Source organism: Paenibacillus sp. FSL H8-0104 (genome assembly GCF_038050215.1).
GTDB lineage: Bacteria > Bacillota > Bacilli > Paenibacillales > Paenibacillaceae > Paenibacillus > Paenibacillus amylolyticus.
Map to the genome: position 1 here is coordinate 1,108,492 of NZ_JBBOTC010000001.1, position 15,933 is coordinate 1,124,424.

Genomic DNA, 15,933 nt, shown 5'->3' on the forward strand with positions numbered 1-15,933 from the left:
TCTAAGCAACCTCGCTAGGTACAGCAAAACCCGGAGCATACGCTCGTTAGCGTAACTCCGGGTTAGCTTATAGACGGATTATCTTATTGCCAGTTTACATTGACTGTGGCTGTACCGCTGGTTGGTGTGGTGAACGTGTGGTTGGAACCACCTTCCCACGTGATGGTCGCTCCATTTTTCTTGAAGAATTTGAACTCCAGTTGTTTCCCGGCTGGCACGCTCACATCATAGTACCAAGTTGGGTAGGCATGGATAACTTGATTGAAAGCAGGGCCAATAGCTGTTGTGCCCGTACTCCAGTTGCCCAGTTCTGCAACATTACCTGTTAGATAGATGTTCTGACCCAGTGTAGTGGACGCATTGTTAATGACAAATCGTACAGTGACCTGATCACCCGTAAGGATGGTGAAGTTGTTATACGCATTGCTGTTAACACCGTTCGCAGCTACTTTCACAGCATAATTGCCTGCGGCAACCGCTGGGATCGTCACTTTGATCTGCGTATCTTCCCAGGATGTGATCGCAGCACCGGTAACGGCTGTTGTACCGAAGTATACCGTACCTTTGGTGGAGCCAAATCCACGTCCGCTAATGGTAACGACATTACCCGGTTTGCCCATCACCGGACCTACATGTCCGATCGTTGGTGTAGTTTCGCTCGTTGTATACTGCCATACCGCTGTTGCTCCAGCTGCCAGTGTGAAGGAAGAGACGTTGCCATTGGTGGAAGTGATGTTATTACCGTTCAGTGCACCGCCCAGTACATCGGTGTAGTTGCCTGTTGGCAGTGAAGTGCTTAGATTCGCAATGCTTGCTGGTGTGGAGAGATTACGGTTCACCGCAACAACAGCTACACTTTTGCCAAATTTGCGTTCATAAACGTACACATCATTATTGATCCAGCGTTGTTGAGTGGAGCCATAGGCGATTGCTGGATTGGATTTGCGCAGAGGTGCGAGCTTGCTGATCACGTTGAAAGCAGTGGTTGTTTTGGAGAAGGAAGGCATTTTGGCCCGATTATCAGGGTCTCCGTTTCCAGTCAGATACTGCTCGGTACCATAATAGATGGCAGGTACGCCGCGTGAAGTCAGCGTAAAGGCCAACGCCTGTTCCAGACGACGGTTGTTCACGGCACTTGTTTTGAACCGATCCATATCATGGTTGTCGATGAACGTGACCTGGTCATTCACCTGATTGTAATCTGCCGCTGTGCCTGTAATCATCGAATCCAGAGCATACATGTTGGATGTGTTATCCCGGAAGACGTCACGTACGGCAGAGTTAAAGCGGAAATCAAGCAGGCTCATCCCGGATTCGTTGGCAAATTCCGTGTTATCCGCATCAGATGCAGCAGATCCCAGGAACCATTCACCAAAGGTGAATACAGGTTTATGTGCATAGATGGAGGACATCCAGCTCTTTTGCCAGCCGAGAGGCATATGTTTCACCGCATCAACACGAATGCCATCCACGCCCATATCGAGCCATAGCTTGATTGCATCTTTGAAATATTGATCAATGGTACTGTTATTGTGATTCAGGTCAGCGAGGTCATAGAGGTTTTTGTAGATACCATTCTCCAGGGAGGAAAAATCGGAGCCGCCGTTGTGATGGAAGTAACCATTCGTATCATTCGTGTATCCGCCAACAAGATTACCGTTATCGTATAACTTGCCATTCTCTGCAAAGGATGTATCGGTTTCCATGGCAGGAGACGTATGGTTCGGTGCAAAGTCAATGACGATCTTGATACCTTTGGCATGAGCGGTTGTAATCAGATTTTGAAAGTCAGCCATCGTTCCGAAATACGGATTGGTCTTCTTGAAATCACGTGCCCAGTAGCCATGATACGCTGTGTTGATTACGCCGCCGTAGTTGATCGTGGCGAAGATATTTTCGACCGGTTGGGAGATCCACAATGCCGTAACGCCCAGATCGCTAAAATAGTTATCGTTGATTTTGTTGATCAAACCCTGCCAGTCGCCTCCGCAATACAACTTCAGGTTACTACAAGTAGCATCGTAGGCAGCTCCGGTAGGATTGTTGGAAGGATTTCCGTCCAGGAAGCGGTCCGTAAAGATCTGATAGATGACGTCTGTACTAAAGTTCTGCTTGTTGGTAACCGCGGTATCCGCATCGGCATAGATCGTTGAAGCAGGCAGATAGGGAAGTGCGCCCCCTGCAAGTAAACTGAGTGTCAGTGTTGTGCTGAGGAGTACACGTTTGGCCATTTGAAACATAGTAATCCACCCTTCTCGTGAATGTAGTAGTTTAGATAAACAACCAACCCGGCTCTTGAATAATAGCGCTTTCAATACAGCGAAGTGTTACGCAGTGGATTGAAGACTTCCCTCCTTTTGACACGCCAACAACCCCGGCATCTCCTTCGGGAGTTACCGGGGTTGTCCTAAACCGCTCAGGTTTAAAAGCATGGCCCTCGAGTTATGATCACAACGTTATCGTAAGAAATATTGGATCTTATGTCAATAACTTTTTTGGGAGCATTTATTTTCTATTTTTATGTTTACAAAAGCACGTCCGGGGATTTAAACTATTCGCAGATTCACAATATAAGGGCTATGTATCCCGGGACACTTACGTGTTTACTAGGACAACCCCGTCTCTTCTGAGGCGGGGTTATTTGTATTATGCAGTCGAATTGGGAGAAGAGAGGCGGTTGATGATCGTTGAGTACCCATTCTGTCATCGAATGTTTGGAAGGCATTCAGGCGTCGCGGCTGGGCAATATCCGCAACATTTATGTGTACCTCCCGCCCGGTTACCATGAGCAGGCAGCTCGGCATTATCCGGTTCTGTACGTTCATGCGGGGCAGCGGGCTTTTGGTCCATCCGGGCCAGGCAATGAAACATGGAATATGGACCAGACAGCAGACGGTCTTATTTCCTCCGGGCAGATTGAATCACTGATTATTGTGGGCATTACGCATGTCCGTCCAGTCACGCACAACGAATTCTATCACTTCGTCGCTCCGGAGAGAGAGGCCGTGAGTGTGGGGTGTTCAGGCATCGCCTATGAGCATTTCATCATTCATGAGCTCAAGCCGATCATTGATCATCGTTACCGGACGTTCCCGGACAATCAGAATACCGGGCTGTTAGGTTCATCTGCCGCGGCGCTTTGTACATTGCACATGGGGATGCGAAATCCGGATGTTTTTGGAAAACTGATCATGATGTCGCCATTCTATGTAGATGTGCAGCTGGACGAAACATCGGAGAGCGGACTGTTGGAAGAAAACATGTATCGCTTGCCAGAAGAGGTACCCGACGTTCGAATGTGGATGGATATTGGAGATACGGAAGGTCTGTTTCTGCCTTCCCAGGTCAGAAGGGTAGCTCATCAATTACTTGAACGCGGAGTAGGATCAGATGAGGAATTGGCATTTCTGGAACAGCAGGATGCCTGTCATCAGGAAGGTGACTGGGGAGCACGCGTTCACCTTCCGTTACTGTACATGTTCGGCCACGTGGGTAAGCCCTCCTCGCTCGAACTGCTTGGAAGGGATGTCATCGGACTACAAGGTGGAATGACCGTGTGTATCAATGCACAAATGCACTACGAGAGCGGATTGGTTCAGAGTCTGCTGCATGGGAATTATACTTCAAGTGACCCGGATGTCATCCAGGTTCGTTCGAGTGGAGAGCTGGTGCCTGTTGGTATTGGAAGTGCATGCATCACGCTGACGATGGGGGAACTGTCTATTACACGCAACTACACTGTTGTTCCTGAATTGTCCACTCATGTGGAGGTCTGCATTCATGCAGAGGTAACCTCAGAGGAAGAGCCGGAGGAAACGATATATGGTGGGATGGGCATGAAGCTTGTCCGTTCTGGTAAAGGTCGATATGAAGGTAGTTACCGAGTCCCGCGTGATAGTGGGTTCTCCTTCCGGTTTACACGTGGTTTCCGCCGTTTCGAGACCGATGTGGATGGCAAACCTATTGCCAATCGGGTATTTCGAGCGACAGATGATATGTCTGTGCATTACCTAATCCAATCCTGGGGCAGTACGTCAGCCAAAACGGGAACAGGAGGCCCAAAATGATCATTCCTTCATTCGCTCCAGTGTTGGACATTCCTTATTATTATCCCTGCAATTTTCCTCTGATTCATGAAGTGCTCCATCGACAAGGATCCATCACAAGTCTTGCACTGCTGGCGGCAAGTCGGTTGTACAGCCTTCCTTCGTGCGGGGATAACGGACTGGTGAAGCCTTATTTTCACAAACTGGATTATGTAGAGCCGATCTGGGAGATATATGGTCAGCGACAGCTGGACAGCTTCGAAGAAGGCAAGACGCAGATCAGGCAGTATATTGGCGAAGGTGGGCTTTTTTTGGCTACAGGAACCAGTTATCATCTGCCTTACTGTGAGGATTATCAGAATTCCGAGTACATTCGCAAACATGTGAAGCAAGGCTCCCGACTGCATCTGGTAGACCATTGGATTGCTGTATATGGTTTGGAAGATGAGCATGTTCACGTCTACGATCCCGTGCCCTCCAAGTATAAGGGAAAGGTTACTCAAAGGGCCTTTCATGATTTCTGGAAAGGAAATCAAAGCATCCCTGAGTTTGCTCAGGCCAAGCGCAAAGAAGAACTCCGAACGTATGGAACCATGGACATTCGGGCGACTGTGAAGCTGGACTCTTACGGTTACCGAGACATGTTGATCCAGGCGTTAACAACGCAGATTGAAGAATTTCTGACAGGCCGGACGATTACACAAGGAGAGCGGAATTTTCATTTTGGACATGCGGTGTCTCTGCGACTCTTAGATGCACTGCGTGGGGCGAATGAAGGGGATCAGGCCAATGAAATGTTAATATCGGGTCTGCTGTTTGATATGCGATGGAGTCGATATTTTCTTCGAGATCTTCTTCAGGAGTCTGCCTTATGGCTCGGTTCTCCACTTGATCAATATGCGAGAGAATTCAGCGAGATCATTGTACGTTGGGAGAAGGCCTACAATATGCTTCAGGTCAGTCGGATAAAGCAGCGTAAGCACTGGAAAGTACAGCTAACAGGTGTAATTAAAATGTTGGTCACGGATGAATGGCACTGGTATGAGTCACTTCGGCACTCCATACCTCAGGCAGATTGCTTCCCGCGCCAGGCTGTGTCGATGATCGGACAAGAACACAGGGAGGATTTGCTCCGTATCGTATTGGATAGTTGCCGGGAGTTAAACGCGTACCATAATACATCGATTCCACTTGGGGAGGGTGGTAACGCTCCACTGTACGGACGAAGTGGGCAACTGGATTCGCTGGAACTCGTGTCATTGCTTGCAGTGGTAGAGCAGGGAATCGAAGATCGATGGGGAACGGGGATGGGAGCCGCACTGGCGGAGATGGCTGCTGCTTCCATGCCGGAAAGCCCATATCAGACCGTGGGTTCACTTGTTGATTATCTTGCACAGCAATGGGCGCCTGCCGGTAAGGAGGATGCAAGATGTTGAACCAATTCTTGCTTGAACGATTCGCGGAACAGGGACAGCAACCTGCGCTGATCTGGAAAGATCAGGAGTACAGCTATCGGTGGCTGCTGGAACAGGTTGGCATCATGAGTAAGTGGATTACAGTAGAAGGGCTGACTGGGCAACTTGTAACGCTGGAGGAAGACTATTCCCCCTATGCAGCGGCAGCATTGGTTGCTTTGCTCGGACAAGGGTGTATCGTGCTCCCCATGGATCGGAACCTGGTTGAAGCCAAACGAGAGGAATATATCCAGCTGGCACAGGTGAAGTGGCGTTTGGGCGTTGAAGAAGGCAAGTTGTGCATTCGGCAAACGTGTGAATTATCTGGAGAGTTTCCTATGTTGTTATCCTCGCTGGCACAAGAAGGCGTAGGCGGACTTGTACTCTTTTCATCCGGATCAACCGGAGTGAGTAAAGCGACTGTGCATCGTGCAGATCGGCTGTTACATGGTTTTCGGCGGCAGGTTCGGCCTTTCCGAACGATTCCTTTTATGATGTTTGATCATATCGGCGGTGTGAATACAATGCTACAATCCCTGTCCAGTGGGGGCTGTCTCTGTATCATTGCAGATCGATCTCCCGAAGAAGTGTGCCGAACGATTGAGAAGTTTCGTGTGCAGGCTCTTCCGGTCTCTCCAACATTTATGAATCTGTTGCTGCTGGGTAGAAATGATGAGGGGTATGATCTGTCGAGTCTCGAGGTTGTGTCATACGGATCGGAAGTGATGCCTGAATCCGTACTGGCAGCCTGGAACCGGAGATTTCCACAACTAAGGACAATACAAGCCTATGGCATGTCTGAACTTGGCATTCTGCCAACCCGCTCCAAAGAGCCAGGCTCGTTGCTGTTTTCCATTCAAGACGAAGGGGTCAAGTATCGGGTGGTGGAAGGAGAATTGCAGATTCACACGGAAACCGCGATGATTGGATATTTGAATGCACCTTCACCTTTTACAGAGGACGGGTGGTTACGTACAGGGGATGAAGCCGTGCTGGAGCAGGGGTACATTCGTATTCTGGGACGTCGTTCCGAGATTATTAATGTAGGGGGACGGAAAGTGTATCCTGCCGAGGTCGAGGGTGTTCTGGAAGAGATGGAATGTATTGAAGCGGCCGTAGTTTCGGGAGAACAGAGTGGTATCACGGGTCAGAGGGTGAAAGTGACGATCCGGCTGGCTACAGAATGTACTCTCACTGATCTGCGGCGATCCATCTGGGAATATTGTCAGGACAAGCTGCCTTCATACAAAATTCCGCAGAAAATCGTAATTACACAGGGAGCGCTCGTAAGCTCAAGAATGAAGAAAATACGAAAACCGATGACTTCGACACCCTTCGCCTCAGCTGGGAAATAGGTCGCTGCCTCGAAGAGTTTCACCTTGCTTGAATCGGTATCGCTAACGAACCTTAAACATCGTATTGAGGGATAATCAAGAAAAGTAAAACCTAATGAATCTCAGTAACGTTATTGCTTCAAAAATACGGCTTCTGGTCTCGAAAATCGACGTATTGGACGAAATAAGGTCTCTCTAATTCGTTAGGCATTTAACCCGCGTATAATGAAGCGAATAAGGTGTGCTGGGTTTGTTAGGATATGACGTATAAGATACAGAAGAGGCTGTCCTTGGTCTGATATGCTACCCATACAGTAACAGGATTTTATTATTTTACCTGTCTACTTTATGGGGAGCATATCACCTGGAGGACAGCCTCTTTGAAGTTATTTTCCCTTGTTAGCTGTATTTATCTCAGGCCTCAGCTGGTTGTTTCACCTCAAGTTGCATCAGGGAGAATCCGTATGCTTCCAGATCGAGGGTCAGTTTATTTTGCCGAGCTTCCACGGTGTTTGATGTGAACAGGTTTCGCCAGACGTTACGATCTCCCAAAGGGAGTTCAAGGGTACACGGCTCATCACCCGCATTCAGCACAAGAAGCATGCGCTCTCCCGTCTGCGAATCCAATCGTTCGATGGCAAGACAAGGGTCTCCGGCTTTTGCATATACAATCTTCAGTTCCGTGCTGCGCAGGGCAGGGTGCTGTTTGCGAAGGGAAATCGTACGGGTGAAGAATTCCAGAAGCTCGCGATTCTGCTTGGTCTCATCCCACTCCATACACTTGCGGCAACCCGGATCATATCCTCCATCAAGTCCCACTTCGTCTCCATAATAGATACATGGCACACCTGGATACGTAAGCAGTAACGTAACGGCAAGTTTCATCTTGCGCTCGTCTCCATCACATAAGGTCAGCAGTCTGGCGGTATCATGACTTCCGAGCAGATTGAAGGCGGCTTCCGTTACAGGCTGTGAATAGGCTGCAAGCAGTTTGCCGATCTCATTTGCGAATCCAAGTCCATCGAGCTTGCCATGCACCGTATAGTCCAATACCGAATTGGTAAACGGATAATTCATCACGGCATCGAACTGGTCTCCCTGAAGCCACATGAGCGAATCATGCCAGATCTCACCGAGCAGATAGGCGTCAGGTTTAATGGCTTTTACCGTCTGACGGAATTCGCGCCAGAACTGATGATCCACCTCATTCGCCACATCGAGCCGCCATCCGTCAATGTCCATCTCCTCAATCCAGAAACGTCCTACCTCTAATAGGTATGCCTTCACTTCAGGGTGTTCCGTGTTCAGTTTCGGCATGAGCGGTTCAAAGGCAAAGGTGTCATAAGTCGGTATACCATCCTCCACACGCGGCGGCCAATCTTTGATATAGAACCAATCTGCGTAGGGAGAGGCAGCTCCATTCTTCATGACATCTACAAAAGGAGGGAACTCTCTGCCGGAATGGTTGAACACCGCATCCAGAACGACACGTATGCCGCGCTGATGACAGGCATCCACGAACGCCTTGAACTGTTCATTGGTTCCAAAGTGAGGATCAACCTTCATGTAATCGCCTGTATTGTATTTGTGATTCGTCGTGGCTTCGAACAACGGACAGAAATAAATGGCATTGATGCCGAGCTGACTTATATGATCTAGATGATCCAGCACACCTTGGAGATCGCCGCCGAAGAAGTTCACCGGTGTAGGTTCTCCTCCCCAGGGTTCAGCATTTTTGGGACTGAGGGATGGATCACCATTGGCATAACGTTCAGGGAAAATCTGATAAAACACAGCGTCCTTAACCCAGGCAGGCGGTTCAAAAATGTCGACTGGATTCATAAATGGAAAATCAAAGAATTCGAGCGGATGATCAGGCAGCGCCTGCTCGAATCCGCGCTCCGTCATCCAGACCGATTCCTCTCCTTGAATCAGTTGGAAACCATACCGTAATCGGCGATAGGGAGGTGAAGTCTCAGCTTCCCAATAATCGAACATTTCATCCCGGGCAAAGATTTGCATAGGGATGTGTGTGATCGTCCGATCCCAGGCATATTTGTCTCCCGTAATCGCAATCACCGCATCCAGGTTCCCACGTTTGGACCGAAGTCGGAGGTGCATGGTCGAGCGGTCATACGCATAGGACCAATTGAGTTTGGGGCGATGGTAAACGGCTTCAAGAATCATGTAAATCACTCCTCGTCAGATGATGAAATTCAGATAAAAGTGGCCATTAAACGCAAAAAAAGGCACAACCTCAATTGTTCACGAGGTTGTACCTTTCGGCAGCATAGCCTTTTGATTATAGTGCTATTATACGAACTAACGCAGCAAAAGAAAACACTTTTTTTCCTTAAATTTCAAATTGTTTTATTCGAAATGTAGGACGCATATCTGCAATTACTGTTTTTTATAAATCAAATCCAAGTTTATTGGCGTATGCAGAGAATTCTTTGTGAAATTTCTCGATATTTTTCTTGCCGGTAGCAATTTTGGCATTGGCTTGTTTCAGGACAGCGCTGTTTACCGTTGTTTTGGAGACAGATTTTTTAGCGAGTTGGAATCCTTCCAGCTGTGTATAGCTACCTTTGATCAAGTTGGCATGGATTTTTTGCAATTCCGCATTTTGCGGTTTGATCATCTTCAGCTTGGATACATATTTGGTGTAGTTAGGAATCGCTGTATTGGTCAGTTTCAGGAAAACGGACTTGCGATTGGATGATGTGATGTAAAATCCACCTCCCAAAGCATTGAAGGCTCTCTCCTCATATACCGATGCCATATCCAACTGATCAAGGTAGCCCAGGAAATCTTCTTCTTCGACTGTAGGGATCGGTTCTTGTTCTGACGTGTCAATTTCTTCATAGTATTCGTCTTCCGAATATGTAGTGGTTGAGTCATCCGCAGCAGCGGCATAGGACCCTACAGGTGCGAACACCCCGCCGAGCAAGACAAAACTCATAATGATTGATAGTACCCATGATTTCTTCACGTGTTAATATCCCCTAACTATAGATGTGATTTTATTCCAATGGATAATCTAACATAGTACAACAAGAAATTACAGGAATTGTTTTACAGTAAATTCATCAGTCAAACGCATATGAATGAATAATGAGTCACTAGCAAAAAGGACATGTATTAGATGAAACTAAAAGTAAAAAGAGAGATTTGTATATTTCGTAGGTAAGAAAAAAATTACATATATGGTTTGTGTGGAGGCGTATTGTATCGATATATATTGTATTGGTTTAGTTAATTTATCTTTATTTAATGTTGTTTTATGAAGTTACAGAGTTCGACAGGGAGTGAGAAGTTTTTCCAAATAAAATGCTTGTATAATGATTTCATCTCCATTACAATACAATTGATAATGAGATTCAATATCAATTAGATAAAAAAGGGGAGACGGATTTCATGTATAAAGTAAAGAAAAAGCTATACATTTATGCAGCACTTATTCTGATGATTTCATTACTTGCTGGTTGTGCTTCGGGTGGAAGTGCCGAGACAACGAATACGTCCAGCCAAGCTGCAAGCAGCAATGAGAGCAATAATGAAAGTGATACAACTGCCAGTGCGACTGAAGATCAGACCCGAGTGATCAAACATGCCATGGGCGAAACCACAATCAAGGGAACCCCGCAAAAGATCGTGACACTGTTCCAGGGTGCGAATGATGCCGTTGTTGCACTTGGCGTGAAACCGACAGGCGTGGTGGAATCCTGGGTTCAGCAGCCAGTCTATGAGTATCTGAGAGCAGATCTGGACGGAGTTCCACAAGTAGGACAGGAATCGCAACCCAATCTGGAAGAGATCAACAAGTTGAAACCCGACTTGATTATTGCTACGAAGATCAGACATGAAGAGATCTATGAGCAACTGTCGCAGATCGCACCTACGGTAGTGACGGAGACGCTTTTTGACTGGAAAGAAACGGTGAAAACTGTTGGGGAAGCGATGAATAGGGTTGAGCAATCGGATAAATTGTTGTCTGATTGGGATGGCCGTGTAGCTGATTTCAAAGAGAAAATGGGGGATCGTCTGCCAATTGAAGCAACCATCACGAACTTTAGAGCCGATCAAGTTCGTATTTTCTACATGGGATATGCAGGTAAGATTCTGAATGAACTTGGGTTCACCAGACCTGCCGGACATGACGCAGACACATGGGGAGTTGAATTGACTTCCAAAGAAAACATTCCAGATATGAATGCAGACATGATCTTCAACTTCAATTCAGGCACAGAAACAGATGCCATTCAGAAAAATTATGATGATTGGACCAGCAGTCCACTGTGGAAAAACCTTGATGCAGTCAAGAACAACCAACTGGTTCAGGTCGATGAAGTGGCCTGGAACATGGCAGGTGGATACACATCGGCCAACATGATGCTGGACGATCTATATAAGCAGTTCAACCTGAACTAACTAACAGGAGCAGGACCTGCCATGCACCAGAACATTCGTTAACGAAGTGTATGGGCTGGCAGGTCTTTTATCATTTTACAGATGAAAGAGTGAGAGTATGTTTCCCCTTTTTACAAAGGTAAGCGCCAAGATCTATGGACTGGTTGGTTTATTCATATTACTTCTACTTGCTTGCCTAGCCAGTATGATTCTGGGACGTACGCATATCACGTTTCAGATGGCATGGGAAGCACTGCAATTCTATGACGAGAGTTCTGTGGAACATGTGGTTCTGCTGACGGAACGGTTGCCACGTACAGTTATTGCTGCTGTTGTAGGAGCAAGTTTGGCCGTGGCGGGTGGGCTGATGCAGGCATTGACACGTAACCCACTGGCATCACCGAGTGTGTTCGGAATTAATTCTGGTGCGATCTTTTTTATTGTTATTGCCATTGTTGTATTGTCCGTATCTTCGCTCACCACCATGATGTGGTTTGGTTTTGCAGGGGCTGCTGTAGCCGCGGCAATTGTATATGGGCTAGGTTCCCTCGGTCGTGATGGCCTGACACCGATCAAGATTGTACTGGCGGGGACGGCAATCTCCGCGTTATTTGCCTCGTTCACACAGGCCATTCTGGTGCTGGATGGAACCGGATTGCAGGATGTACTGTTCTGGCTTGCCGGTTCAGTAAGTGGTCGGACATTGGATATGTTATATCCTGTTCTGCCGTACATGACAGCCGCAGCTATTGTCTCTTTGTTCATGGGCAGAGCCATCAATCTGCTGTTGACGGGTGACGATATCGCCAAAGGCATGGGACAGAATGTACTTCTAGTCAAGGTGCTCATGGGAATTGTTACGGTATTGCTGGCGGGTGGTTCGGTTGCCGTAGCCGGTTCGATCGGTCTTGTCGGACTGGTTGTCCCGCATATCATGCGTGCACTGGTGGGCAATGATTACCGCTGGCTCGTTCCTTACTCTATTGTAGGGGGAGCGATTCTGCTGCTGTCCGCGGATGTGGTGGCAAGGTTGGTGATCATGCCGCAGGAAGTTCCACTCGGTGTCATGACTGCACTGATTGGCGGACCCTTCTTCGTGTATATTGCCCGCAAGGGGGTGACGAAAATATGAGGAAGGTGTTGACTTTTCGCAACAAAAAAGACACTGTCTCAGTGCAAATGGAACGAAAATCACTGGTTGTCATCGGTGTATGTATCCTCTTGTTCCTGATGGCAGGAGTGGTCGGTACCAGTGTAGGCAGTGACTTTATTTCTCCGCTGGATGTGCTCAGAACGATATTTGGTCTGAATGCAGGAGAGCATGACTTCGTCGTGCTGACCTTAAGACTGCCACGGGTGTTATTATCTCTGCTCGTAGGAGCAGCCCTCGGTATGTCAGGCGCACTTCTGCAAGGCATTATCCGTAATCCGCTGGCCTCACCGGATGTCATCGGCATCACCGGCGGCGCGGCCGTTGCAGCTGTAGGTTTTGTTACGCTGTTAGGTGGAGCGGTAAGTATCAAGTTGTTGCCATTGTTCGCCATCGCTGGCGCAATTGTGACGGCTTTGATCATCTATGTGCTTGCCTGGAAAAAGGGAGTCAGTCCGATCCGTCTGGTGCTGATCGGGATTGGAGTGTCAGCCATTACCGGAGCTGGAACGACCTTTATGCTGATCCTGAGTCCATTCTACACGGCAGGTCAAGCCTATATCTGGCTGACAGGAAGTGTATACGGAGCATCGTGGACCGATGTCCGAACGATTTTACCGGTTATCGTAATTGTTATACCGCTGGCGATCTGGTTCGCTCGCAGCCTGAATGCACAGGAGTTCGGGGATGATCTGGCCACAGGGCTGGGTGTAACTGTACAGCGGCATCGTTCAGCGTTGTTGTTATGCAGTGTACTGCTGGCGGGAATCGCCGTTGCGGTTGCCGGAACCATTGGTTTTGTAGGCCTGATCGCTCCACATATTGCCCGAAAGCTGGTTGGACGGATGTTTGGCAGTATGCTGATTGTGTCTGGACTGGTTGGTGCTCTGCTTGTATTTGCGGCAGATCTGATTGCCCGCACTGCCTTTCTACCGCTGGATGTTCCCGCAGGGGTATTCACCGCAGGCGTAGGTGCACCATTTTTCCTGTATTTGTTGTTCAAGAATCGAAATCAGTTTTGAGGAGGAGCGAGCTGTGAGTATTCTGGAAGCCAAGGAGCTTACGATCTCCTATGGAGCAGATCCCATTATTGAAAATTTGAACCTGACCATTCCCAAGGGACAGATTACCGTCCTCATTGGCAGCAACGGCTGTGGCAAATCTACGCTGCTGCGTACGATGGCCCGGTTGCTGAAATCCAGCTCCGGTTCGGTGCTGCTGGATGGCGAAGAGATTGCAAAGCTGCCGACCAAGGAGATTTCAAGGCGCATGTCCATCTTGCCGCAGGGTCCGACCGCTCCAGAAGGATTGACAGTGAACCAACTGGTCAAGCAAGGACGTTATCCACATCAAACATGGCTGAAGCAATGGTCACGAGAGGATGAGCGAATGGTCACGCTGGCACTTGAATCCACACATCTGACAGAACTCGCGGATCGACCTGTGGATGCATTGTCCGGTGGACAGCGTCAGCGTGCCTGGATTGCGATGACACTTGCGCAGGGTACCGAAACGCTGCTATTGGATGAACCTACAACCTATCTGGATATGACACATCAGATTGATATCCTCGATCTGTTGTTTGAGTTGAACGAACGGGAAGGACGCACGATTGTTATGGTACTTCATGATCTGAATCTGGCATGTCGTTATGCGCATCACATTGTGGCTGTTCACAACAAGTCGATCTACGCAGAAGGCAAACCGGAAGATATTGTTACACAGGAGATGGTTCGTAAGGTTTTCCAGATGGAGTGTGAGATTGCGGTCGATCCACTGTTTGGCACACCAACCTGCATCCCACATGGAAGAGGAAGGAAGCTGAATGGGGAACAGCGTTATACACAACTGGCTTGAGGATCAGGAGATGCAGACTTTGGCTGCGGGGTATCGGCTGACGGAGATCCCGAGGATTAATGTCTGGCCTGTCTCAATTTAAACCATTAAGTATTTGGCTACATGCTCCACGATTACTTCAATAATGAAATCAACGAATAATTCAAGTTATATCCTTATTCTTCAAGCCTTCACGTCAACTCTTCTACATTCAATGTAGATAACAGGAACAGGCAAGCTCTCAGTTTCATCCTGATCCAGAGCTTGCCCTATTTGTTGTATCTGTTATTCGAATGTAACCAAACCACGCCGACATAAACCCAAGCCAAAAAAAATCTTATTTTTTCCTTAAAAGTTTATTATTGACAAAATAACTCGAATTGCCATAAAATAGATTTTATATGATATTGATAATCATTATCAATATAAAACTACAATAAAAATTGATGAAAGTATGAGCTATATAAGTTTAATTCAAATTTCACACGTTAACGGAGGGGGCAGAACAGATCTGAAGAAGCGTAGCGTGCGCCTTTATCACCGGATTTCCCCTTTGTAAAGGGATTCAAAAAAATCTGGGGATAACAGCGATCGGAAGATGGTTCTGACCGCGCAGTGATTTCGTGTAAAAACAGTATTCAACTTATATAGGTGCGAGTACCTTCATTCGATCGAGGAGGATTTTCAGTGTTTCCGAAAGGGATTCATAATCTGCAAAACCGACTCATCATAAGCAAAGCGAGAGAAATGGGCATCACCTGTGAGCCACTTCTTGAGGGATGCGAAGATTTCCTGAAGCTGTCTGTAGGGGACCAAGAGATCATCATTAACAAAACCAGATCTCATCGTCTGCCGTTAATCGCTGGACTGCTCGCGAAGAACAAGCAGGTATGTAATATGTTGCTGCATGAACAGGGAATGCCTGTACCATCATTTATCGTGATCCCAGAGATGGGAAGCGAAGCAGTAGCTTTTCTGAATAGATACGGCTCTATTGTAGTGAAACCACTGGATGCGAGCAGCAGCATGGGCGTGACGCTGGATGTGCGTACTGAAGAAGAACTGGAGACAGCCATTCAGCTTGCGAGTGTCCACGGCAGCAGCATTATGTTACAGCAATATGTGACCGGGATTGATTACAGAGTGCTGATCATTAACGGTGAAGTGGCGGCTGTGAACCAGTATCGACCTGTCTATGTCGAGGGAGACGGAACTTCAACTGTTGGGGCATTGATCGAGCAGTTGAATCAGGAACGAATCGAGATGACGCACATTGGGGAGTATGAAGCATTTCCCGAGGTTAATGCAGAAACGGAACGACTGCTGGAGGTATTACATGCACAAGGGACAACACTGGATGAAGTTCCTACCGCCGGAAAAGAAATTGAATTATACGATCTCCGAAATTCTGCCGCCGGAAAAATCAGTGAATTCTACAAGGATTGTACCGAAATCATTCATCCCGAAAATGCCCGAATGATCATTCAGGCGGCAAAGACTCTTCAGATCGATGTAGCAGGAGTCGATGTTCGTTGTTGTGATATCCGCACTCCAATCTCCAGAGATGAGGGAGGCATCCTGGAAGTGAATGCCTTGCCAGATCTGACACACCACGTCTTTCCCCATGGTGGAACAACTCGTGATGTGGTTCGGTTATACCTGGAATACCTGTGTCAGGAGCAACTTGAATATAAATAAATATA

11 protein-coding genes are annotated in these 15,933 nt (G+C 47.6%); 8 read left to right on the forward strand and 3 right to left on the reverse strand.

Annotation, left to right across the window (positions count from 1 at the left end):
* Nucleotides 1–83: 83 nt before the first annotated feature.
* A complete protein-coding gene (locus tag NST38_RS04970; protein WP_143781295.1) occupies nucleotides 84–2,240 on the reverse strand; it encodes an alpha-amylase family glycosyl hydrolase in 2,157 nt (718 codons plus the stop codon).
* A 447-nt stretch (nucleotides 2,241–2,687) separates the two neighbouring features.
* Between NST38_RS04970 and NST38_RS04975 the strand changes: the two genes are divergently transcribed.
* From NST38_RS04975 to NST38_RS04985, 3 genes are read left to right on the forward strand one after another with little or no spacing between them, the layout of a single operon-like run.
* A complete protein-coding gene (locus tag NST38_RS04975; protein WP_076253449.1) occupies nucleotides 2,688–4,067 on the forward strand; it encodes an alpha/beta hydrolase in 1,380 nt (459 codons plus the stop codon).
* The gene (locus NST38_RS04980; protein WP_076253448.1) at nucleotides 4,064–5,482 is read left to right on the forward strand and encodes a hypothetical protein; all 1,419 of its coding nucleotides are present in this window, start codon (nucleotides 4,064–4,066) and stop codon (nucleotides 5,480–5,482) included. The genes NST38_RS04975 and NST38_RS04980 overlap by 4 nt, the downstream gene beginning before the upstream one ends.
* Nucleotides 5,476–6,855 carry an ANL family adenylate-forming protein gene (locus NST38_RS04985; protein ID WP_076253447.1) on the forward strand — a complete coding sequence of 460 codons (1,380 nt, stop codon included), beginning with the start codon at nucleotides 5,476–5,478 and terminating at the stop codon, nucleotides 6,853–6,855. The genes NST38_RS04980 and NST38_RS04985 overlap by 7 nt, the downstream gene beginning before the upstream one ends.
* 393 nt (nucleotides 6,856–7,248) lie before the next feature.
* Here NST38_RS04985 and NST38_RS04990 read toward each other — a convergent pair whose 3' ends face one another.
* Together NST38_RS04990 and NST38_RS04995 are read right to left on the reverse strand one after the other, a co-directional pair.
* Nucleotides 7,249–9,021, reverse strand: a complete 1,773-nt coding sequence (locus NST38_RS04990) for an alpha-glycosidase (RefSeq protein ID WP_076253446.1) — start codon at nucleotides 9,019–9,021, stop codon at nucleotides 7,249–7,251.
* 223 nt (nucleotides 9,022–9,244) lie between these two features.
* Nucleotides 9,245–9,826: a hypothetical protein gene (locus tag NST38_RS04995; protein WP_047841757.1), complete on the reverse strand. Its 582-nt coding sequence runs from the start codon at nucleotides 9,824–9,826 to the stop codon at nucleotides 9,245–9,247.
* A gap of 425 nt (nucleotides 9,827–10,251) precedes the next feature.
* On the opposite strand from NST38_RS04995, the gene NST38_RS05000 reads away from it, so the two are divergent.
* The 5 genes from NST38_RS05000 (at nucleotide 10,252) to NST38_RS05020 (ending at nucleotide 15,928) form a co-directional block, all read left to right on the forward strand.
* A complete protein-coding gene (locus tag NST38_RS05000; RefSeq protein ID WP_076253445.1) occupies nucleotides 10,252–11,265 on the forward strand; it encodes an ABC transporter substrate-binding protein in 1,014 nt (337 codons plus the stop codon).
* Between the two features lie 97 nt (nucleotides 11,266–11,362).
* The gene (locus NST38_RS05005) at nucleotides 11,363–12,376 is read left to right on the forward strand and encodes a FecCD family ABC transporter permease (RefSeq protein WP_076253444.1); all 1,014 of its coding nucleotides are present in this window, start codon (nucleotides 11,363–11,365) and stop codon (nucleotides 12,374–12,376) included.
* A complete protein-coding gene (locus tag NST38_RS05010; protein ID WP_076253443.1) occupies nucleotides 12,373–13,416 on the forward strand; it encodes a FecCD family ABC transporter permease in 1,044 nt (347 codons plus the stop codon). Before NST38_RS05005 ends, NST38_RS05010 begins: the two co-directional genes overlap by 4 nt.
* Before the next feature lie 13 nt (nucleotides 13,417–13,429).
* Complete coding sequence (locus NST38_RS05015; protein ID WP_076253442.1) at nucleotides 13,430–14,251, forward strand: ABC transporter ATP-binding protein; 822 nt, start codon at nucleotides 13,430–13,432, stop codon at nucleotides 14,249–14,251.
* 666 nt (nucleotides 14,252–14,917) lie between these two features.
* Nucleotides 14,918–15,928: a hypothetical protein gene (locus tag NST38_RS05020; protein WP_076253441.1), complete on the forward strand. Its 1,011-nt coding sequence runs from the start codon at nucleotides 14,918–14,920 to the stop codon at nucleotides 15,926–15,928.
* The last annotated feature ends 5 nt before the right edge of the window (nucleotides 15,929–15,933 follow it).

Bases quoted from the DNA above. Each gene is read 5' to 3' on its own strand.
- NST38_RS04970 (WP_143781295.1), bottom strand. From the start codon at position 2,240: ATGTTTCAAATGGCCAAACGTGTACTCCTCAGCACAACACTGACACTC.
- NST38_RS04980 (WP_076253448.1), top strand. From the start codon at position 4,064: ATGATCATTCCTTCATTCGCTCCAGTGTTGGACATTCCTTATTATTAT.
- NST38_RS04985 (WP_076253447.1), top strand. From the start codon at position 5,476: ATGTTGAACCAATTCTTGCTTGAACGATTCGCGGAACAGGGACAGCAA.
- NST38_RS04990 (WP_076253446.1), bottom strand. From the start codon at position 9,021: ATGATTCTTGAAGCCGTTTACCATCGCCCCAAACTCAATTGGTCCTAT.
- NST38_RS05000 (WP_076253445.1), top strand. From the start codon at position 10,252: ATGTATAAAGTAAAGAAAAAGCTATACATTTATGCAGCACTTATTCTG.
- NST38_RS05005 (WP_076253444.1), top strand. From the start codon at position 11,363: ATGTTTCCCCTTTTTACAAAGGTAAGCGCCAAGATCTATGGACTGGTT.
- NST38_RS05010 (WP_076253443.1), top strand. From the start codon at position 12,373: ATGAGGAAGGTGTTGACTTTTCGCAACAAAAAAGACACTGTCTCAGTG.